This window comes from Clostridium mediterraneense, assembly GCF_900091705.1.
Lineage (GTDB): Bacteria > Bacillota > Clostridia > Clostridiales > Clostridiaceae > Sarcina > Sarcina mediterraneense.
This window is the reverse complement of the sequence record NZ_LT594784.1, coordinates 154,002-176,517: the sequence shown is the minus strand read 5'-3', so window position 1 is coordinate 176,517 and position 22,516 is coordinate 154,002. Positions and strand designations below refer to the sequence as shown.

General features: G+C 24.4%; 20 protein-coding genes. 9 read left to right on the top strand and 11 right to left on the bottom strand.

Translation table 11 applies throughout. The features are described from left to right. From BN8917_RS02080 to BN8917_RS02070, 4 genes are all read right to left on the bottom strand, one after another. On the bottom strand, positions 1-3,936 hold a 3,936-nt coding region (locus BN8917_RS02080; protein ID WP_141668650.1), incomplete at its 3' end, for a hypothetical protein. Between the two features lie 513 nt (positions 3,937-4,449). Continuing rightward, positions 4,450-4,623 carry a hypothetical protein gene (locus tag BN8917_RS14305; RefSeq protein ID WP_159426720.1) on the bottom strand — a complete coding sequence of 58 codons (174 nt, stop codon included), beginning with the start codon at positions 4,621-4,623 and terminating at the stop codon, positions 4,450-4,452. A gap of 258 nt (positions 4,624-4,881) precedes the next feature. After that, complete coding sequence (locus BN8917_RS02075) at positions 4,882-6,546, bottom strand: DUF11 domain-containing protein (protein ID WP_066869963.1); 1,665 nt, start codon at positions 6,544-6,546, stop codon at positions 4,882-4,884. Between the two features lie 128 nt (positions 6,547-6,674). Continuing rightward, positions 6,675-7,097 (bottom strand): hypothetical protein, encoded by a 423-nt coding sequence (locus BN8917_RS02070; protein WP_066869959.1) that lies wholly within the window; start codon positions 7,095-7,097, stop codon positions 6,675-6,677. Between the two features lie 340 nt (positions 7,098-7,437). On the opposite strand from BN8917_RS02070, the gene BN8917_RS02065 reads away from it, so the two are divergent. The 4 genes from BN8917_RS02065 (at position 7,438) to BN8917_RS02050 (ending at position 9,441) form a co-directional block, all read left to right on the top strand. Further along, a complete protein-coding gene (locus BN8917_RS02065) occupies positions 7,438-8,244 on the top strand; it encodes a glycosyltransferase family 2 protein (RefSeq protein WP_066869956.1) in 807 nt (268 codons plus the stop codon). 306 nt (positions 8,245-8,550) lie between these two features. Continuing rightward, positions 8,551-8,748: a helix-turn-helix transcriptional regulator gene (locus tag BN8917_RS02060; protein WP_066869953.1), complete on the top strand. Its 198-nt coding sequence runs from the start codon at positions 8,551-8,553 to the stop codon at positions 8,746-8,748. Between the two features lie 2 nt (positions 8,749-8,750). Continuing rightward, complete coding sequence (locus tag BN8917_RS02055; protein ID WP_066869950.1) at positions 8,751-9,143, top strand: hypothetical protein; 393 nt, start codon at positions 8,751-8,753, stop codon at positions 9,141-9,143. Positions 9,144-9,189: 46 nt separating this feature from the next. Next, entirely contained in the window at positions 9,190-9,441 is a 252-nt protein-coding gene (locus BN8917_RS02050; RefSeq protein WP_341472951.1) for a hypothetical protein, read from the top strand. A 252-nt stretch (positions 9,442-9,693) separates the two neighbouring features. Here the strand turns inward: BN8917_RS02050 and BN8917_RS02045 are convergent, their stop codons facing one another. Beyond that, on the bottom strand, positions 9,694-10,134 hold the full coding sequence (locus tag BN8917_RS02045) for a hypothetical protein (protein ID WP_066869947.1): 441 nt from the start codon (positions 10,132-10,134) through the stop codon (positions 9,694-9,696). A 551-nt stretch (positions 10,135-10,685) separates the two neighbouring features. Between BN8917_RS02045 and BN8917_RS02040 the strand changes: the two genes are divergently transcribed. Next, positions 10,686-10,871, top strand: coding sequence for a hypothetical protein (locus tag BN8917_RS02040; RefSeq protein ID WP_066869943.1), 186 nt, complete (start codon positions 10,686-10,688; stop codon positions 10,869-10,871). A gap of 518 nt (positions 10,872-11,389) precedes the next feature. Here the strand turns inward: BN8917_RS02040 and BN8917_RS02035 are convergent. Continuing rightward, positions 11,390-11,803 carry a hypothetical protein gene (locus BN8917_RS02035; protein WP_066869941.1) on the bottom strand — a complete coding sequence of 138 codons (414 nt, stop codon included), beginning with the start codon at positions 11,801-11,803 and terminating at the stop codon, positions 11,390-11,392. A 620-nt stretch (positions 11,804-12,423) separates the two neighbouring features. Here BN8917_RS02035 and abc-f point away from each other — a divergent pair. After that, on the top strand, positions 12,424-13,989 hold the full coding sequence (abc-f, locus tag BN8917_RS02030) for a ribosomal protection-like ABC-F family protein (protein ID WP_066869938.1): 1,566 nt from the start codon (positions 12,424-12,426) through the stop codon (positions 13,987-13,989). Between the two features lie 204 nt (positions 13,990-14,193). Here abc-f and BN8917_RS14685 read toward each other — a convergent pair whose 3' ends face one another. The 3 genes from BN8917_RS14685 to BN8917_RS02020 form a co-directional block, all read right to left on the bottom strand. Further along, positions 14,194-14,328 (bottom strand): hypothetical protein, encoded by a 135-nt coding sequence (locus tag BN8917_RS14685; RefSeq protein WP_265327628.1) that lies wholly within the window; start codon positions 14,326-14,328, stop codon positions 14,194-14,196. A 160-nt stretch (positions 14,329-14,488) separates the two neighbouring features. Then, positions 14,489-15,151 carry a hypothetical protein gene (locus tag BN8917_RS02025; RefSeq protein WP_066869935.1) on the bottom strand — a complete coding sequence of 221 codons (663 nt, stop codon included), beginning with the start codon at positions 15,149-15,151 and terminating at the stop codon, positions 14,489-14,491. 28 nt (positions 15,152-15,179) lie between these two features. Next, on the bottom strand, positions 15,180-15,902 hold the full coding sequence (locus BN8917_RS02020) for an MORN repeat-containing protein (protein WP_066869932.1): 723 nt from the start codon (positions 15,900-15,902) through the stop codon (positions 15,180-15,182). Positions 15,903-16,751: 849 nt separating this feature from the next. Here BN8917_RS02020 and BN8917_RS02015 point away from each other — a divergent pair. Beyond that, a complete protein-coding gene (locus tag BN8917_RS02015; RefSeq protein WP_066869929.1) occupies positions 16,752-18,449 on the top strand; it encodes an MFS transporter in 1,698 nt (565 codons plus the stop codon). Between the two features lie 377 nt (positions 18,450-18,826). Here BN8917_RS02015 and BN8917_RS02010 read toward each other — a convergent pair whose 3' ends face one another. Then, a complete protein-coding gene (locus BN8917_RS02010) occupies positions 18,827-20,263 on the bottom strand; it encodes a hypothetical protein (RefSeq protein WP_066869926.1) in 1,437 nt (478 codons plus the stop codon). Positions 20,264-20,566: 303 nt separating this feature from the next. Between BN8917_RS02010 and BN8917_RS02005 the strand changes: the two genes are divergently transcribed. Beyond that, positions 20,567-21,052: a hypothetical protein gene (locus BN8917_RS02005; protein WP_066869923.1), complete on the top strand. Its 486-nt coding sequence runs from the start codon at positions 20,567-20,569 to the stop codon at positions 21,050-21,052. Positions 21,053-21,166: 114 nt separating this feature from the next. Here BN8917_RS02005 and BN8917_RS02000 read toward each other — a convergent pair whose 3' ends face one another. Beyond that, positions 21,167-21,598 (bottom strand): GNAT family N-acetyltransferase, encoded by a 432-nt coding sequence (locus BN8917_RS02000; protein WP_066869920.1) that lies wholly within the window; start codon positions 21,596-21,598, stop codon positions 21,167-21,169. A 356-nt stretch (positions 21,599-21,954) separates the two neighbouring features. On the opposite strand from BN8917_RS02000, the gene BN8917_RS01995 reads away from it, so the two are divergent. Continuing rightward, positions 21,955-22,449, top strand: a complete 495-nt coding sequence (locus BN8917_RS01995; RefSeq protein WP_235829966.1) for a helix-turn-helix domain-containing protein — start codon at positions 21,955-21,957, stop codon at positions 22,447-22,449. Positions 22,450-22,516 lie beyond the last annotated feature (67 nt).

Sequence of the window (22,516 nt, the reverse complement as noted above, 5' to 3'; positions counted from 1 at the left end):
TGCCCCACTTGCTACTTCATGGCTTGGAGTTAAAACAGTTCCTGATTCAGTTTTAACATCAATATAAACTTTATCTGTAATATCTTTTTCTACATGATAAATTGTTGTATTATCACTATTTCCAAATACAGTTGGTACTTCACTAACTTTTTCACCATTTCCATTAGTAATACTTACTACATGATATCCCTTTGGAATTTCTGGTGTTTTAAGTCTTGTTTCTGTTCCTGTTTTACCGGTCTTTGAAACTGCTGGTATAAGATCTTTATTGTTATAAACAACTTTAACTGTATCAGTTGGCATCTTATCTATTGTATAAACAATACTTTGATTATCTGCACTTTGAACAGTTGGAACTTCACTTTGTGAAACTACTTTGCCGTTAACAGTTATCTTAATAATTTGATATCCATTTGGTAGTTCTGGAATTGCTGTATCTACTTTAGTATTAGGAGCATTTAATGTTGTTTTAATTGGAACAACATCAGTTCCATCCTTGTAAACTTCAGCAACTGTTGTACTAGGATCTTTAACTACATGATAAATTATAATTTCATTTTTATCTCCAAATATTTTAGGAAGTTCAGTAATTATTTTACTATTTCCATCAGTAATACTTTCTATATGATACCCCTTTGGTATATCGGGAGTCTTTAAATCTGTATCACTTCCTGGTGTTCCAGATACTGAATTTTCAGGAACAAGTTCTTGATTTTCCTTATTAACTACTTTAACTGTATCTGTATAAGTTTTTGATATTACAAATTTTATATGTGTTAATGTACTATTATCAAGTATTCCAACAGTTTCAAACCATTCTTTAGATACTTGTTGTCCATTAACATATATACCATCTAATTTATAACCAAGTTTTTGCATAGCTTCTTTATTAGTTGCTAAATCAACTTTATTTTGTAATTCAGTTGGTGTTAAATCAAAATTACCATCATTATCTGCTCCATGACCTATAAGATCATTTAATGAAATTTTATGACCATTATAATCAACAGTATTATTTAAAACATTATTTGGTAATGCATGTCCATCTGAATCAACTACTTTTGAAATCCAATCATATGATAGATTTTCTCCAGGTGGAGTTAAGTTAACAATATTACTTGTTGAACCTACTTCATCAGTAGGAATATAGTATTTAAAAGCTGAGTTAACTATTTGATAATTATTTGGTGTTATTCCTGTTAAATGAACCTGATAATCTAATATATAATCTTGTCCTGGCTCTATTGTAGGAGTTACAGCATAAGCAATCATATCTGATAAATCTGTTTCTCCTGGAACATATTTAACCCATCCACTTTCTGGACTTTCAATATATTGAAGCATTCCTTTTAAATCAAGAGCATCTGGATCATCTAATATTTTTTGATTAGTAGAATTTAACGCTGATTTAGGTAATACCCATGTTGGCACACCATGCGTATCTAATGATAAAAGCTTACTTCCAAGCCCTCCAACACCAGGTGAACCTTCATTCCCTGGTAAATTATCTGAACCAGCTGTTGGAATTTGTCCAACTACAAGATATTCTTTAGTTGTATATTTACCATTATGAATAACATCTGTAAGAGTTACATTATCATTAGAATCTATATCATTTGCATAATGCATACAATCACTTGAAGTATCTCCAGTTAAAACTTGATGATTTGTTAATATTACCTGACCAGTAGCTCCTCCAGTAAGCTGACTTGAATTCGGATTATTATTATAATTATAAACAATTCCTTGATCACCTGTTTTACCTACTAAACGCCCTGAAACTGTTATTGTTTGTGGTCCAAATGTAATATAATGAGCATCAAATTCAACTGTTGGTTGTGGACTCATATTAAATCTTTGAGGAAATTTTATAAATAATTTATTTCCTTCTATCTTACAATTTTCTTGTGGAACTGTTACTCCATTTATAGTTACTGGTGAAGTTAAAACAAAAGGAGCACCCATATTAACTTCTAAAACAGTATTTTTAGTATATTGTTCTGTAACTCCTGAACCATAACCATATATATAGAAATAAAACTTATGAGAACTATCTAACCAACTTACTGGATGGTTTTGAATTATATTCCCAGAACCCTTAGGAGTATCTATTGTTGTAGTAATTTTTTCACAAGCATAAGTAACAACACTAGATATATCATGTGATATACTTCCATATCTAACTTCATTACTATGATAAGTACCATTTCCTGCCGGTGTTTCTCCAGGCTTAGATTCATCTAAATCTTGATTAGTAATATTATTAGGTGGACTTAATAAAAAGCCAGAAAATTCACCATTATTTTTAATTATAGTATCACTAGGTAAACCACCATTACCAATAGCATTTGCCATATTTTCTTTTTCTTGTTTACTATAATTACCTTGTAAAACTCCAAGTGTAAACACTCTATTAATTACAGGAGTCCAAGAGCCTGTTGTAGGTATTTCATGATAATAACCTACCATTTTTAGTGGGTTTCCATTATAATCTTCAGATTTATATGTAAAGTTTAGAGTAGGAATTTTTTCTCCACTTTTATACATTTGAAGTATTTGATCATATGAGAATGATTCACCAATTCCAGTCATATCCCCATTAACTATTCTTTGAAAAAGATTAGCTTTTTCAGTAGGAGTTCCAGTTAGGAATATATTTTCTGCATTTTGATTTAAACTAACATAAGTTTGAGGTTTAAGTCCTATAAAATCTTTTCCATCTACAACTACAATATTTCCATTTGAAAGTAATGACCCAGAATAAATCTTATACTTTCCAGGTATTCCAGCACTAAGCTCTGAAGAAAAAGTATCATAAGGTGCATACCAACCACTAGCTCTTGTATCTTGTGACATAGTAAAACTATTTCCTATAGCATTTTGAGTTAATGTAGCTGAAGCTGAATCATAATTAAATGATGTTGTTTTATTTAAATCTATATTAGTATTATATTTTTCACTTATTGGAGTTACGGTAATTTCCTTATTAAGAACTCCATTTGTTTTTGTAATTACTTTAAATAATCTATTTACCTGACCTATTAATCTATAATCCACTGTATAAGTTCCATCTGGATTTGTACTAAATCCTGCAACATTTAAAGGTATTATATCAATATCTTTTGGATCAGGATTATTTATTTTAAAAGTTATAGATTGAGGCTTATAATTAGCTGGATTATATATTCCAGGAGTATTTTCTGAAGTATTGGCATTATTAAAACCAATATCTAGATAACTTTCATGTTTATTTTTTTCTGAATGTGCTATTTGAATTCCAGCATATACAGTATCAGTATAATGATTTGTAAGTCTTATATCAGGTACTTGTACAGGAACAACCTTTTCTTTATCTCCAACAACTGCATGTAACTCAATATTAGGATTTACATTTACATCCCAATCTGAACTTCCCACTCTTAATATAGCTGTTATAACAAAAGTAGAAGTACTATTTAAATTTTTTAATTGACCTAATTGCATATTAATAGATTTTACTATTTCTTCTGCTGCCTGCTTTTCCTTTGGATCATTAGAATTTTTATCCATATACTGTGCAAAAGGATTAGCAGTTAAATATAATTTAGGTACTTTATAAAGTTTACCTGTCTTACTACTTAAAGATACAGCTATTTTGTAAACCATTTCTGTATTACTAGTAGCTATATTAGTTGTCTTAGGAATACTATTTTCAGGTACATAATCAGTATTATTAGTAAATCCATTAGCTGATTCCTTAGTAACACTAATATTACTAATCTGAATATTTAAATCATTTGGATTTATACTACTACTAGACGAATTATTAGATGCAATTTCATTTGAAGCTAATAATTTTTTATCTATCTTCTTTGTTGTATGTCCATTAGAAGCCATAGAAACTAAGCCAGTCATAGCAGCCATAGCAACTATTGACCTTAATTTTTTACTTCTCAATGTCTTTTCCTCCTTAGTTAAAATATTTAATATATAATGACAATTTATATATTCTATTTTACTAAAATAATTTAAGAAAGTAATTAAGATTTAAAAACAACTGTAACATATGAATATACAGTTTTATAAAATAATAAATTGTCTTTAATATATTTAAATTTAGTTTATTATTGATTATATTAATATTATTAGAATTATTTTAATTACTGATAGTATAACCCTAATAATTAATACATAATACTTTTATTATTATAATCATAAATAAAAATAATTTGTTAATACATAAATTGGGAATATAAATTTTTAAATTATATTAAAGATAATTTTTATATTTAAATAATTTAAAATAAAAATTACTAATACTATAAAAAAAACTTGCCTTAAAATTTATTATTTCTTTTTTTTTACTTAATTATTGTTTTCTTCTTGTTAAAGAAAAAACAAGTGTATAGTTCCAATACTAGGTTATAAATTTAAAAATAAAAAAAGACCTTTACGGTCTTTTAGTATAAATTAATTCTCTCTTAGCATAAATCTTCCAAGGAACATTGCACTTACAATTTCTAATAAGGCTAGAGCAACTCCTGCCCATACTGATCCATGAACCCAACAAGGGATAAACATAAATATTCCAAGTGCTAAACCTAAAATAAATGTTTCAATTGTCACTTTAGTTTCTTTTGTCAATCTTAACTACCTCCATAACTATAAATACTTATTGTACTTTACAAATAATTAATATGTATTTATAATAATCCGAGTATTAATACTCAAATATTAATACTAAATATATACTAACTAAATTAAAGCTAAACTTCAAACTTTTTTATATTTAAAATCTACATATTTATATATAGTGTCACCATAAAATATAAATTCATTATATAAAAAAGTAAAGCTTAAAAGGTTAAAATAAAAAAAAAGCCCTTAAAAGAGCTTTTTTTATTAAGATTTATAAGTTTTAATCTTAGCAAGGAAAAGTACACATATATTAAAATAAAGTGAAGCATCATCTCTCTTTTTAAAGTTAATATGTTCTATCTTATAATCAAGTTTTATACTACTTCCAAGCTTAAAGTCCTCTGGTAATATTAAAAAGCTTGAAATAGGAATTTTTCTTGTAAATGTATAAACTAAATTATCTTCCTTTGCTGTATATTCAACAGTTAAAGTAACTAATGCATTAAAGACAATTTTATTTCCTGTTAAGATTTGTCCATCATTAGATTTATTTTTTATGGTCTTTACAAGATGGTATCCAAGTATTTTAATATTTGAATTAAGATTATCTATTTCTAAAATTTCAGGATTACAATGTTCTTTAAAAAGCTTATCTGATATTGAAATATATTTAAAATTATTTATGTTTGTAATTATTTCTAAATTATTTGTAAGTATATCCCCTTCAAAAATTAATCCTGATTTTTGTCTATAATAATAACTTAAAGTACTTTTATCATAAGCTACACTACACTCTCCTGCTTTAGTATATTTAAGCATATAACTTATACGTCTTTTATGCCCAACTTTTAAATCACCAATCAAAATACCTTTTGATAAATCTATGTTATTTATTATATGTCCATCTATTACTATTCTTTTATCAGCTACTTCAAATAAGGGACTTATACTTTCAGCTAATAATAAATTTACAGCCTCTAAAGTTCCATTATTAATAATATCAACAGAAACAAGAACCTTTTCTCCAAGTGAAACTGATTTTTTATCAATCTTTTTAACTATATCTACTTGTGCAATATCTACATCAAGGAAATTTTCATTACTTATAACCTCACCATCTCTTAACTTATTGTCACAAGATAATCTATATCTATACTGAGCAACAGATATATTCTTTATAACTCTATTTCTAGGGCGTGATAATACCTTAGCTTTAAATAAGATTTGCTTTCTAGAATATTTACCTAAAAATCCTATATCAACTCCAGATAAGATATTTTCATCTTTACAAGGGATATTATCTATTTTAATGCTTCCTTTTACAAACTCTAATTCTTCTTTTAATATATCCTTTACAACAACATTTTCTACATCTAAATCGCCTGTATTTTCAACTATAATAGAAAACTCTACTATGTCCCCCACTATAGCTTCACTAACAAAACATTCTTTAATTAAATTAACTTCAGGTGTTTTAAATCCTATATTACACGGCTTTGATCTTAATAAGATATTATTTGCACAATTATCATTATCAAAATATTTTGCCTTAAGCTTTACATTACTTTTTATATAATCAATACTAGCAAATTCTTTAAAATCCACTACTATATCTATATCCTTTCTTTCCTTTGCCTTTAATCTATCAATATAAAAATTATTTAATAAATTATCTCTTCTATTAGATATAATATCTTTAGAATCTAAAATAATATTTCTAACTCTAATATTCTTTTCTAAGTCTTGAAAGATATTTAAATCAAAAATATCTTTATCACTATTATTTTTAATACTTAGTTTATAAATAAAAGAGTCATCTTTATCAATTTCTTTAATATTAGCTTTTAAACTTATATCTACTAAATCTTCTAAATTACACCTTTCCACTAAGTAATCAACTTTCTTTATAATATCTCTATCTTTTTCCAACAATACCACTCTCCATCTACATTCCAAATAGCATAAAAAGATATTCTAAATTTAAAGTAAAATTTATAGATGAATTTAACAAGTTTATAATCCATCTATAAACTTTAATAATAAATACTTAAATATTTCTAATCACTAACTTTAACCATATAATGATCTTCTGGATTTAAATTATCTAAAATAGTTTCATATACACCATTCTCATCAGTTACCATATCACAAATAGGAATATATTCTGTCTTATAGTTAAAAAGCATTGATTTAAATAAAGTAACTCTTTTTTCTTTTGCTGCCTCGCCTTTAGAATCTCTAACTGTTCCATAAACTCTTAAAAAATCTTTTTTTCCTATTTCAACATTTAAAGCTTTTTCAGTTTTACAAGAATCTAGCTCTAAATCTACTGTCTTATTTAAATACCCAGATTCCTTTACTATGTTTAAATCACATTTATATTTTTCTCTTACACAATCATTATCTTTTTTCTGTTTATAATATTTCTCATCACTAAAATTCATATCATAACATAATCTTTCATTATAGATAACTGCCATATTATTAATCCCTCCATAAAAACTCTCTTGTAAAGATTTTTACTTTATAATATATAAATAAATCCAAACTTGTGTTTATTAGCACCTTTATCTTTAAATTTCTATACTAATATAATGATGGGGGTTAATAAGAAATATATTAGTAAACTATCTATTCAACCAATAGTTGAATGGGATAAATACAAATCTTAATTAAAAAATATATTAGTAAACTATATCTTTATTAAAATCTCTATCTATATATTCTTATTCTAGCTTTAGATACTGTATTCTTACAAAGTAGGTGTAAAGCTAGTCTATTCAAAGAATTCCAATAAAAAATTAATTTAGGAGGTCTACTATGACTAAAGTATTAATTGGAAGTCCCATACATCAAAATCCCAATATATTAAAAGAGTTTTTAACATCATTAAAAGGGCTCGAGAAAGATGATTTAACAGTTGAATACTATTTTATTGATGATAATAAAGATGAGGAGTCAAAAGCTGTTTTAAAAGCATTTAAAGATGAAGTTAAAGGCACAAGAATAATTGATAGTACTTATGATTCTCAATATATATGTACTCAAGTAACCCATATTTGGTCAAATGATTTAGTATCAAAAGTAGCAAATTTTAAAAATTCAATAATTGAAGTAGCAAGAAAAGAAAATTTTGATTATCTATTTTTTATAGATTCTGATATAGTTCTTCACCCTAAAACATTAAAAAGATTAATATCTACAAACAAAGAAATAGTGGCTAATATATTTTGGACAAGATGGGTTCCAGGAGCAAGTGAGCTGCCACAAGTATGGATGAAAGATGTTTATACTCTTTATGACTCAGAACCTGGCGTAGTTTTAAATCAGGAGCAAATAAATCAAAAAACAGATGAATTTCTTAAAATGCTAAGAACAGCTGGAACATATAAAGTTGGAGGACTTGGAGCTTGTACTTTAATATCTAAATCAGCCTTAGAAAAACCTATAAGCTTTGACCCTATATATAATGTTTCATTTTGGGGAGAAGATAGACATTTTTGTATTAGAGCTATAGTTCTTGGAATAGATCTTTATGTTGATACCTTTTACCCTGCTTATCATATTTATAGATTAACTGACCTTGGTGGAATAAATAATTTTAAAAAGAGCTGCTTAGGACAATAAAACAATAAGAAATGATTTAGCAAATAATTAATTTTAGTTAAATCATTTTTTTATATTAAACTAAGGTTTAAAAGGTTGAAACTAGTTTAATTAAGCTTTAAATCAGATTGAAAAAGGTTTAATCAAAAGTTTAATATAAGTTAAAATAAGCATTTAATAAAATTAAATTATAAAAAATGAAATTGAATTATAATATAATCCAATTTATTTAAAACAAACTAATGGAAAGTAAGCTTGACATTAACATGGTAAAATAATACAATTACTTAAAGTGAACTTTCCATTTTATTGTAAAAGGGGTATAGGATGAAAAATAAACTAGAAGAAATAAGGAAACTAAATGGTATTAGCCAAGAGAAGCTTGCAATGGATTTAGAGGTCTCAAGACAAACAATAGGCTCATTAGAAAATGGGAGATATAATCCATCTATAATATTAGCTTTTAAAATAGCTAGATACTTTAAGATGTCTATTGAAGAAATTTTTATTTATGAGGGGGAATAAAAATGAAAAACAAAAAAAACTTACAGACCATATTAGTGATTATAGGAATAACACTACAAATGCTAGGCTTATTAGTATATAAACTAATGGATAAAAAAACATTATCAATTATATTTACAATAGCTGCAATTGGGCTAATAGTAATATCATTTTTTGTACTTAGTAAGGATGAAAAACACTTAGAAGATATAGAAATAAATGATGAGAGAAATACCCTGATTAGATATAAGGCTCATTTTGCATCAAATAATATTATGATTTTTATAAAATTATTTATTACTATACTTATGATATTTTTAAATTACTATTGGGTAGCACTCCTTATTGCATCATTAAGTATCTTAGAAGTGATTATAATATGTTCTGCAGGAGAATATTATAATAAACATCTATAAATTAATATATAAAAACTAATTTATTAATATTTTAGGGGGAATTTAAATGTTTAAAGATAATGAAAATGAGATTAATAATATATCAGATGATTCAGGCTCTTATAAAGAAGAGATTAGATATTATAAAAAAGAAAAAAGCTCTAGTACTATAAAAAACACTGTAAAATCAGGAGTTTCCTTTGGTTCTTGTCTAGCAATGATTATATCTTATACTGCTTGGAAGTCCATACCTTGGGCTATAATTCATGGAATATTTAGTTGGCTATATGTTATTTATTATGCATTTAAATATGCATAATAATTTTAAAAAAGATATTAGGATTAAATATATAAACTAGTATTAAATTAAAAAAGATTTATATATTATTTTAAATTAATTAATATATTCTCTTGCAGTCAAATTATAATAATAAAAAATAGTTTAATTAGGTTTTAAGACATCAATGGAGATGTCTTATTACATAAACCTAAAAAAACTACTTAAACTTAGGAATAAGATTAGATGTTATAACTGAAATAAATAAACATTCTTTTTTACTATTATTTTTCTTTACAAACTCATTAAGTTCCTTAAATTACAATTTTGTTTTTCACTATATTCTCTATATTCTTCATCATTCATTGTATACTCATCTTTTAATATCTTAGATTCCTTATATTCTTCAAGAAATCTTTTATACCTTTCTCCACCTTCAGCATAAATCATTTTTTCCAAAAGGTCTAAAGATGCGGATACTATAACATTTAGAGATTTCATCATCTCTTTATATAATTTAATCGTATTTATATATGGATATGGCTCTACCCAATCAACCATTATATATATATATCTTAATTTTACTTTTTCCTCTACTATTATTTGGGCTATTTTATATTTATCCTCTCTACTTACAACCATATCTATGCTTGTACTTTCCCATTTTTCATTATATAAATATTCTTCTTTATACTTATCCCTTAACTCTTCTAAGAAATCTAATAACTTTTTCATTTGTTTCTCCTTTTCTATACTCTAAAAATAATCGCTGCTATATTTCTAACTCTTAAATTATATACTATATATTAAAATAAATTTTTATATAATAGAAGAGGTTTGTATATATTTAATACAAACCTCTTCTAACACTATTAATCAAATTTTTTCATTTCCTTATTAAATTATTTTATTTCTACAAGGATTCCTTTGCCTAAATCCTCTATTTCTCTTAATAAACTTGTCCAATTAATACTATCACCTAAACTTTTCTTAATTCACTTTTATATCTCCTCTTTCTTAATTATTATCAGAAATTACAATAGCTTTTTAACTTTTCCAAAATAAAAATCTTTTCTCTTTAAATAATCTTACAGATCATCATCATTTTTATCAAAAACAGAATATCTATTTTATCAGTTATTCTATGTCATTATCTATATATTATTAATAACAATATGAGTGTGGTTAAATTTTATAGAATGTAAATTAATTAATTGTAAATATTAAGAAAATTCTAGGTATATCTGATATAATTAAATAGATTTAACATTCATTAGGAGGATTAAATGATAAATTATATTAATAGAATTATAGGATTAATGGTTATTCTCTTTTCACCATTAATATTAAAAATACTTTATATACCATTTTATAACTTGATATTTGAATCAACTATAAACTTTAATATTTATCAATTAATTTCTATAAGCAGTATATGGATCATTGGGATATTAATATTTTTAAAAAGTTAAGATAATTAATAAGATTAAAATAAAAGGCTTTATATAATTTACTCTCTATATCTATTAAATAATACTCTGTATAAACATACTTAAATCTCATATATCAAACATTAAAATAAAATTTATTATCTACATATTAATCTTCGTAATTTACAATATCTACATATAAAATATTCTAAGTTTTGAACTAAAAACTATATATAAATATTATAACTTTTATTTTTTTACATTAGGATATTAATTCTTAACTATTCCAAAAAATCAGTTGTATAATAAAAAATGCAGGATTAAATACTAATTAATACTGCATTTTATTATCTATATTTTCTGTAACCTTAGATACAAACACTTGATATTTGATATATTCATCTTAGTTCTTTAAGTTTTAATACTTTAAATTATCTTCTAGCTTATTCACCATTAACAACTTTTTTTAAACTTCTCTTTATAATTTCAATATTTTCAGGATATTCTAAAAGTAATCGACTTGACTCTGCAAAAGCTGCAGCAAAAGGTGTTTGCACTGATTATTTTATCCAAGGATCTTCAATAGAATCAACATAGTCTTTTTGTCTTTGCCAAGCATCTTTGATTATAGTATAATACTCTTTTTCAAGCTCTTCTTGTTGAGCATTTTGTTGAGTGTTTTCTTGTACGTTCTGTTGAGTATTTTGTTGAACATTTTGTTGAGTTTTTCCTTTAGTGTTTTCTTGAGTTTTTTCAAATTTAGAATCTTTTAAATTTGTAGAAGAAGAGACACTCCCCCCATCTTCTGCTACTAAAGCTTGAGTATTTGAATCTAAGGAATCTGTATCTGATTTTGAAACTTCAATTTCTTTTGTTGAATTATTTTTTTGTCCATCTGAAATAAGTGCTGCTGATGATATTGTTACTATTACTCCTACTCCTAATCCTAATTTTAAAAATAACTTTTTATTCATTAGTTACCCCCTAAATTGATATTTAAGTTTTATAAAAACTTTTATAAAATTATATTAGATAAAATTTATTTTAAAATTCACATTCCAAAATAATCTATTTATTGAAATATAGTATTTATAAACTAAAATTAAACAACAAAATATCTAATTTCATCACAAAGTTAGCAATTCACCTTAAAATATGGCAAAAATATTGCAGTTTATTGTGATGTTGTTTAGTAAAAAAATAATAAGTTATGTTTTTGTAAAAATTTAAGCTATTCAACTAAATACGATTAATATATTCTCTTGTAATCAAATTATAAAAGAATTATAATAATAAAAAATAGTCATAGAGGTGATCAGATAAAATGAACAATTAATCTTATTCAAAATAACAATAAAATAGTTTAATTAGGTTTTTAGGCATCAATAGAGATGTCTTATTAAGCAAGCCTAAAAAACTACTTAAAGTTAGGAATAAGATTAGATGTTATAACTGAAATAATTAATAGGGGAATTATAGCCTTTATTTGTGTGTCATAATATTTGTATGTAGTAACTTTCTTATCTTTAAGTAGTAAAACACTATTTAGAATGAGGAAGTTTTTTTATTTCCTCAATAAAAGGAGTGAAATTTTATGGCAGAAATTAAAATAAACAATTTAAGTTTTCAATATGATACTCATGGAGAGGATATATTTAAAAATGTCTCTTTAAATATAGATACACAATGGAAATTAGGCCTAATAGGTAGAAATGGTAGAGGAAAAACAACTTTTCTAAAGCTGTTAAAAGGAAAGTTAAAATATAGTGGTCAAATAATAAGCCCTGTAAGTTTTGATTACTTTCCTATGAAAGTAAAGAATGATAATGAAACAGCTTTAGAAGTAATGAGAGAAGCTATTGCACCTTTTACTAGCTGGGAAAAAGAATTAGAGAAATATTCAAGCGATGCTAAATATATAAAAGAATATGGTGAAGTCTTAGAGAATTTTTTAAATAATGATGGCTATATTATCAATGAAATTATAGAAAAAGAAGTTAGAAAAATAGGTTTAGAAGCTGAAATACTAAATAGGATTTTTAATACTTTAAGTCCTGGTGAACAGACAAAATTATTACTTGTAGCATTATTCCTAAGGAAAAATAACTTTTTACTTATTGATGAACCTACTAATCATTTAGATACAGAAGGAAGAGAACGCATAGCAAAATACTTAGAAAGTAAAAATGGTTTTATATTAGTTTCACATGATAGAAGTCTTTTAGATAGAGTTGTTAGTCATATTTTATCTATTAATAAAAGTAATATAGATATACAAAGGGGTAACTATTCTATATGGCAAGTAAATACTGATAGAAGAGATGAATTTGAAAAAACAGAAAATGAAAAGTTACTCAGAAATATAAATAGATTAAAGAAAACAGCTAACGAAAAATCAAACTGGTCTAATAAATTAGAAGCAACTAAAAAAGGCAATGGTCCTGTAGATAGAGGATTTATTGGACATAAAGCTGCAAAAATGATGAAAAGAGCTAAGAGTTTGGAAAAAAGACAAGAAAAAGCAATAGAAGAAAAGTCACAATTATTAAAGAATACAGAAAAAATAGAAAAACTTAAAATAGATAATATAAATATTAACTCAGGAAATTTATTAGAGGTGGCAGATTTACAAATAATATATGATAAAGAGCTTTTTGAAAAACCATTAAGCTTTACAATTAAAGCTGGAGAACGCCTTTGGCTTAAAGGGAAAAATGGTTGTGGAAAATCAAGCCTTATAAAATTATTAATGGACAAAGAAATTAATTACAAAGGTTATATAAAAAAGATAAATGAAATATCATATGTTTCTCAAGAAACAAGCTTTTTAAAAGGAAAGCTTAGTGAATTCTCTAAAAATAAAGCAATAGATGAGCAACATTTAAAAAGTAGCTTAACTCAATTAGCTGTGCAGCATACCCAATTTGAAAAGAATATAGAAGATTGGAGCGAAGGACAAAAGAAAAAGTTACTTATTGCAGCAAGTTTATGTGAACCATCAAAGCTTTATATTTGGGATGAACCCTTAAATTTCATAGATATAATTTCCCGTATACAAATAGAAAAGATGATTCTTGATGTAAAGCCTACTATGTTATTTGTTGAACATGATCAATACTTTGGAAATACAGTAGCTACTAATATTTTAGAGATATTCTAAAAAGTTATTTAAATTTATATACCAAAATGTATTTTTATATAATTCATTTTGATATATAGTTTATAATTACTGTCTTTAATATATTAAATCAACTTATTCAACAAGGTTGTTCAACTAGTTTAAATAAGTTGATTTAAATAAATCTTATAAAAAAATATTAGGATATCTTTATATCCTAATATTTTTTAATTAATTACTTTATTATTAATATCCAAACTCTCCTAAGAGAGATTCATCATTCTCAATCCAATCATTTACATCAATAACACTATAATTTTCTTCTGTATCTCTTATTATCATTAAAGTAATTCCAGCATTAATTATTATTCTCTTACACATTGAACAACTGTTAGAAATTTTAATATATGTACCTGTATCAACTTCTCTACCTGTTAGATATAAAGTACTATAAAAAGCCTGTCCACTTTACTTAATTTTAAGAAAAATTATCTATACTATTCTAATAATTTAATTTACTAAGAAATGCTATCTTAAACTTCTAATAAGGTGAAACATCCTTTTTCACTATAAATCCAGGAAAAACTACTTCATCATAAGTTGTACTTACCATTTCTGGATGCATCCAATTATATGATATCTTCGTAACTATATAAGTATTATTATTAACAACAAGAACATCCCTACTATCAACATCTGAAAAAGCGCAAATAAGGAAAATATAAAAAATAGTTATAAGTGAAATCCCTATAGCTATTAAAGCATATAAAGCAGTAGATAATTTACCTATTTTAATAGATAAAGAATTTTCTTCTGCCCATTTTGCAATTGACTTATTAATTAATACTACATTTATAGAATTTACTATAAGTATTAATAATGGTGAAAATAGTACTATAATATCAAGAGGTTCTATAAATGCTAGATTATACTTTAAAAGTATAAATTGACTTACAAACATAATCATTAAAACTATAGAACTAAAAAATATTATCTTAGATGATAAACTCTTTTTATCTAGTATTTTATTTTTGTAATAAAAACATACAAAGCTCAAGCCTAAAGATGCTGTTATTATTAAAAATGCAGCTAAGATTAAATGCATTGATATTAAACTAATAAAAGATACTGCAATAATCCCTAAAATTATCTTTATATATTTAAAATAAGAATCTATTAAATTTTTTTTAATTTCTATATCCATATATTTTTTATCCTTTGTTTATTATAAATTAGCCTATAAACTCATTATTTTCCCATTTACCACTAATAGCCCTTCCGTCATTTAACATTAACTCCCCTTGTCCATGTCTTAGGCCATTTTTCCATCCACCAATATAAACATATTCTTTTTCTACCATCATAGTTCCATGACCATGAAATAAATTATCTTTAAATTGTCCAAAATATGTATATTTATCTAAGTACATTAATTTACCTTCACCTGTATATGTATTATTTTTAAATTCACCATCATAGGCATATTCACCAGGTAAAACAAATATCCCTTTTCCTTCTCTCTTATTATCTTTCCATTCACCTTCATAAAATGATCCATCAGCCCAATTATATTTACCAAAGCCCTCCATTGAATCATTAACCCAATCTCCATTATAAGTATTACCATTTGGAAGCATAAGTTTTCCTTTTCCAGAACGTACCCCATCTTTCCAATCACCTATATAAATATCTCCCTCAAAGCCAGTATACTTACCTTTTCCATGAATCTTATTATTTTTCCATTCACCTTCGTAAACTGAACCATCAGTATAAGTCATTGAGCCTCTACCATCTACTTTATCATTTTTAAATTCTCCCATATAAAGTTTTCCATCAGGAAATTCTAATCTTCCTTTACCATGCATTAAACCACCCTTAATTCCACCAGTATAAATTTCTCCATTTTCATATCTTATATGTTTTGCCTTACTAAATAGTTTTTTAAATATGCTCATTTTATACCTCTCTAATCTTTTGTTATACTTTTTAAATAAATTATATAATAATTTTTAAATAATTTGTTCCTTTTAAGAAATAATTATGTAATTTTATACAAAAGATATTTTTTGTTAATTTTGTATTAATTATTTATATATAAATTAGATAAATTAATAAAATAAAGAAAAATATAGAATAATTCTGTATATAAAATAAGCTTGGCTATTTAGCTAAGCTATTCTTCTAATTAAGTTTGAGTAAAATAAAAAAATATTAAAATTTATAATAAAGGATTATTTTTATGATGAATCTATTATAAATAAACAGTATATTTGGTTAAGTTATTTCTCTAAATCAAGTCTAAGAAGATATATAGTATAAAAAGTTAAAAATGAAAAGAAATATAATGTTATATTAAAAAATAGACTTAGATTATTATTATCAAGACTACTTTTTACTTTTTAATATAAAGAGCAAATATTTAGCGAGTAAAGATATATATAACAGCAGAGAATAATGAAATATATAATAAAAAGTTGGATAAAACTAGTTTATTAATACTACTTAATTCAAATTTATTTTTAAGCACTAATTCCTGATTTAGACCTAAAACTATTTAGATGGGTCTTATTTTTTTAAAAAATTTTCAATAAACTATTGAACATAACGTAAGGTAATAGTTTATAGTATACTTCATGAAGATTATTTATTAAAAAATTGAATTTATCTAGTAACTAATTTATGTAATACCTTAACTTTTATAGGATGAGATATTATAGACATAGGTTTCTAGAGACTTTCTTTAAAATTTAGATAAAGCCTAACTTTATTTAAATTAAATTTCAATTTATACAAAGGAGAAGAAAATGAATAAGAAATCATCTAAAGTATTGCTTATAATATTTTTAGCTGGGATATTTATGGGCTCATTAGATACTGCTATAATTTCACCAGCACGTACTGTAATGGGAAATACCTTACATATTTCTGCTGATGCTAGTATATGGATAATAACATTATATTCTTTAATTTATGCTGTATCTATGCCTATAATAGGTAAATTAGCAGATAGGAATGGCTTAAAATCAATGTTTACAATTAGTATATTAATATTTGGAATAGGGTCATTCCTATGTGGAATATCAAATTACTATTCAAGTTATGAATTTTTATTAGTTGCTAGAGTAATAGAAGCTATTGGTGCTGGAGGAATACTTCCAATAGCAACTGCATTTATAGGAAATAGTTTTCCACCAGAAAAAAGGGGAGCTGCTCTTGGAATGGTTGGTGGAATAAATGGAATAGCTACTCTTATAGGACCATCATTAGGATCATTTATTTTGGATACTTGGGGTGCTGATAGATGGGGAATATTATTTTTCATAAATATTCCTATATGTTTAGTAGTTTTAATTGCTTTAATTAGAATAAAAATACCTAAAGTTCAAAGAATAAAGAAGAAAATGGACCTTGCTGGAAGTGTAGCATCAGGATTATTTATTATTTGCCTTATGTTATTTATAACAAATTTAAATTTCATACATTTAGGAGAAAGCTTTAAGTCAATAGAATGCTATCCTTACTTAATAGCAGCAATAATATTATTGCCTATACTTATATTTGTTGAATCTAAGGCTGAAGATCCAATAATAAATCTTAAATATTTCAAAAATAGACAAATGCTTGCTGTATTTATTATAGCCTTTTTAGTTGGAGCAAGCCTTATGGTAGTTGTATTCTTACCTCAATTCTGTAGTAATGTTTTAAAATTAAAATTAGGTTCAGGAGGATATTTTGTAACTTTAATGGCTTTATTCTCTGGATTTGCAGCACCTTTTGGTGGAAGACTTATAGATAAAATGTCAGCTAAAATAGTTTTATTATTTGGATTTGTTTGTTCATTAATAGGATTATTAATACTAGCATTTATTGTAACATCAACATTAAGTATGGCCGCATTAATAATAGGATTAGCATTACTTGGATTAGGGGTAGGATTTACAATGGGAACACCACTTAATTATGTAATTCAAAGTTCTGTACCTAAGGAAGAAATAGGCTCAGCACAATCAACATTATCACTTATAAGATCTTTAGGAATAGCTTTATCACCAAACCTTCTAGTTGGATTTATAGTTCAAACAGGAGCAAATGTACCAGGAAAAATAATTCCATTACTTCCTAAAGCTCATGGAATGGCTTTATCTATGAATGCTACAGCAGGAAATTCTTCAATGATAAACGCATTCCAAAATGCAAATGTTACAACTATATTCTCTATAATAAGAAATTTTGTAAATCAACAATTTACAGTTATGGCACCAAAGATAGAAGCTGGAGTAAAAGGACATTTAGGATCTAATATCTCACCAGCAACTGCTGTAGAACAAATGAAAAATACTTATTTTTTAGAATTAGATAAAGTAAAAAGTACAATAGAAAGTACTTATCAACATGTTATGAATCAAGGATTTGAAAAAATGTTTATAACATTAGCTATAATAGCTGCTATAGCAATTATAACAACTTTATTTATACCTAATAAATTAAAAAAATTAGCATAATAGTATAAAAATTTTGCTTATTTTTGCATAATTATCTTTTAAACAAAATTTATAAAAAATTGTTTAAACACAAAAAAGTGATTGTCTTCAAAAATAGAATCTAATTCTATTTTTGGACAATCCTTTTTTATTTTTAAATCTAAAAAGAATATAAGAGCAATATCACTTATGTGGAGTGATTAATTTTAAAATTAAAATGAATAAAATTATATTTTTATGCAAATGAATTATAATTTTATTCATTCTAATATATTATTGATAAAATAGCTTGATTTTTAAATTTTAAAAGAACAATTTATGATTATATAAAAATATCTTTAAAGTATAAAAACTCCCTAAAAGTAAATTTACTTTTAGGGAGTTTTTTATTATTAAATTTAAAGTTCATAACCACTTGAAACAGTTTTAGCTCCATTTAATATATCTTTAAGAACATTTGGAGTATCTACAATTTTCTCATTACCTGTAGGTTTAATTATTGCCATAAGCTTATGTTCCTTATTAAATACTGCTACAAATTCATTTTTTTCATTATTAAAATTGATTCCTTCACATATATCACTTGGTACAGGAGTATAACTATTATTTAAACTATAACTAATAGAAATTATAGAATTTTTATTTGCAGTAAGACCATATTTTTGTCCACTATATGATATAATTTGATAACTATTAAGTATAGGAAGTCCTGCTTCCTTAGCCATTGATTTAATCATCTTAGTGAATATATTCTTATTTCTAGCTATAACCATAGTTTTATAAGTATTAGGCATTGTTGTTTTTATAAAACTTATAGGAGAAGATCCTATAAACATAAATATTATTACAATAACTAATGTTGCTACATTCCATTTTTTATATTTATTTTTTCCTTTTGTTTCTTTCTTTTCAAATCTTGATACTTTATTTTTAATTCCTTGAATCATATATTCAGGTTTCTTAAGTAAAGATAAAAAAACTATTTCCTCTGTAGTTTCACCTTTAAATTTTAAAATATAATCAGAACCTTGAAGTATAGTTCCTTGAAGGTCTTTATACTTATAAGTTTTTAATTCATCTTTATATAAAGTTTTTACTTCATTTTCTTTAAAGATAATTCTATATCTAGCATATTGTCCAGTATTATTTTTTCTAATTTTATTAAACCTACAATCTTGAATAAATCTATAAATGTAAATAAGGACAATAAATCCTATTATATAAATTAATATTTGTGGAAATACTAAGGAATCCCCTGATATAAAAGAATATACAGTACTTCCTATACTAATTATAGTTAATATAAGAGTATAAATAATAAATAAAATTCTTCTTTTAAAATAATTCCTTTTTAGATTACTACTCTTTAATAAATTCTTTTCAGCAGATATTAAATATTCATATTGAGAATGCTCTAAAATAGAATCTACTACTATTTCATCAGCTATATCATAATATCTAGGATTTAATTCTTCTTGCTCTATATTATTTTTAGCTATATCTGATAATTCTTCAATCAATAACTTTATATCATCTATATTATTAAAGGCTCTTTCAGGTATATATATCCAAAATCCAGTTATAAATTTTAGAGTTAATAACTTATTTTCATAACTCACTTCTATTAAATCATTAAAACTTAAATTAATAAGATTATCCACCTCAAAAGAATTGCTATTTATAGTTAAGATACTTTCCCCTCTTAACATTTCATTCTTTAATGCTTGTTTTTCTATAAACTTCTTATTCTTTACTTTTAAATTTAGAAATCGCTTTTTACAAATATAAACAAGCTCTTCTTTAGTAAAAGTATAAGTAAACTTCTTTTGTTCCATTTTATCAATTATCCCCTTATTTTATCTTTTGTTTAATCACTATCAAATTTCTTTGTTCTACTTATCCATATATTTATATAATAGATAATAAATAATTAGTATTCCTATAAAATCAATAGCTAACATTTATCTTATACCTTATTTCATAATAAAAAAATATATATATTTTACATAATAATTACATAAAAGAAAAAACTAAATATTTTACTAAAATATATCCTATCTATCAATATTCTAGATAGATTTATTTTTTTCATAGGTGTAATATATAAATAACTAATATAAACTAAAGAAGGTGATTATATGGAAAATAATTTCTTTGAAGAACTTTTAGAACTGTTCAATTATAGTGGTGCTAAATATTATCAAGCATTAGAATCTGGAGCTGATCATATTAAGATCCAACATAATTGGGATGTAAAAAAAGAAACTATGGATACATTAAAAAATAAATATCCAGACTATAATATTGATGTTACTAACACTACTAAATTTAAATGGTTAAGAAAATTAGATAAAAACTATCTAAAAGAAAATCTTAAAGAATCTAATCTTTTTAGATCATTATGTCATTGGATGGGAAATGATACTACTACTGTATCTATGGCATATGAAATAAGCGAATTTCTTTCTAATTCAGAATATGATTTATATATTCTCTGGAGACAAGCTTCAGATAAACGTAAAAAATATTTAGAAATATTAGATGAAATATATGTAACATCATGTGCATTTATCTTTGAATCTGAAAGAGATATAAAATCAATATCCCTTATGTGGACTGATTAAACCACAAATTTAATAATAAATTTTTCTTTATTATTTTACATTTCAATATGAATTATTTTATAATTCATATTGAAATGTATTATAATTCTATATATCTTATATTGCTATATCTAATTAATTTAAAATATTCTTTTTTAAATAATATCTTTTATGTCCCTTCGGGCATTCATCTAAAACTCCAAAAATCTCATAACCATATTTAATATAAAAATCCTTTGCTTGAAAATCAAAAGTATCTAAATGAATTAAATTACATTTCTTTTCTTTCGCTAAGCCTTCAATTTCTTTTATTAACTTTGATCCTAAACCACTTTTTCTATACTCTTCTTTAACCCATAAAACATCTATATATAAACAATTCCAACAATACATCTTGCTAAGTATTCCTGCAATAATCTCTTTATTTTCATTTTCAATAACTCTATTTATCCATATAAAATCATTATCCTGTTTACTTGGAACTTTAGATAAATTATATTCCACTATCTTATTAATAATAAAATCATCTTCTTTACTATTACTTTCTCTTATAATATAACTATTCATATTTTGCCCCCACTCCATATTCTAATTTAAATTATATTTATAGATTAAAATATAATTTATCCCTTTATTAATCAAATATAATATCCTTTTATTTTCTTTTATATCAAAATGAATTATTTAATAATTCATTTTAAATTGTATTATAATTCTATACATTTTATATTTTAATATTTTAATAGTTTATTTATTAGCTCTTTATATAAGTTTAATATACTAATTAAAACTCTTTATATTACTATTCTTAAATTTACTAATTTATCTTAAATAATATATATAATTTACATAATAATTAATTTACAAGGGTTTTTAAACCAATTTATAGAATAGATTAAGTAAAGTTGAATTAAATTTAAGGAATGATTGAATTGGTTTATAGTGTTGAACAAGTTGCAAGGGAATTAAATATAAGTAAACAAGCAGTTTATAAAAAACTTAATAAAGAAGAGTTAAAGCAATATATAGTCATGGTTGATGGGATTAAACATCTATCAATTGAAGGTTTAAATACTCTTAAAGGGGTTGAACAAAGGTTTAATGAATCTGAAAGATCTCAAGATGATTCAAATCCATTAAACTCTGGTTGTTCAACTAATTCAAGTAAGGTTGAAAATAGTTTAATAGAGCATTTAGAAAAGCTTATTAAAAGTAAAAGTGAAGCTATTGATTTTAAAAATAAAGAAATTGAAAGGCTTATGGAGATAATAGAACAACAAAATAAACTTTTATTAAATTCTCAAATGCTACAAAGTAAAGCATTAAGTAATGCTGAAATTTTACTTCTTGAAAAGAAAGAAGAATTAAAACAAAGACAAGAAGAAAGAAGTAAAAAGAAAAGATTCTTATTTTGGTAAATAAGAATCTTTTTTATTTAACTTTTGAATTATAAAATAATTCATTTTAATATATATTATAATATAT